Source organism: Psychrobacter sp. TAE2020, from assembly GCF_018919485.1.
GTDB lineage: Bacteria > Pseudomonadota > Gammaproteobacteria > Pseudomonadales > Moraxellaceae > Psychrobacter.
In genome coordinates, this window is the sequence record NZ_JAHLMU010000016.1 from 1 (window position 1) to 450 (window position 450).

General features: G+C 49.8%; 1 protein-coding gene. It reads right to left on the minus strand.

Annotation, left to right across the window (positions count from 1 at the left end):
- Positions 1-231, minus strand: a 231-nt coding sequence (locus KPY62_RS13540) for a YhdT family protein (protein WP_001747139.1), incomplete at its 3' end; no start/stop codon positions are given.
- Positions 232-450: the final 219 nt, after the last annotated feature.

Genomic DNA, 450 nt, shown 5'->3' on the forward strand with positions numbered 1-450 from the left:
GTCATCCTCCAGCGAAATATCGCGATAAATGAATTTCACCATCGCCCAGCACAGCAAAATAAAGACCAGCGGCGTCAATAAGCAGGCCATCTCGAACCAGTGCGGCAGACCGGTAATTCCCGGCGAGTCTCCAGGTAAGTAAGCAGCCACTAACCATGCCGCCAGATAGCAAAGGGTCAGCCACAGCGCCCAGCGCGCCTCTTTATGGGCCTGAACAAAACGAGCGTCCATTTTTTGTCCCTTATGGGTGAAGAAAGCGGGAATTGTACATGATGGGGCATCGCTATCCCCAGAAATAAAAAAGGCCGGATTCACCGGCCTTTTGAGATTAACGTGCGATTACTTTTCCTGAAGACCGAGTTTTTTCTCCAGATAGTGGATGTTAGTTCCACCGTGCTGGAAGTGTTCGTCATTCATGATGCGGGTCTGCAGATCGATATTGGTTTTGAT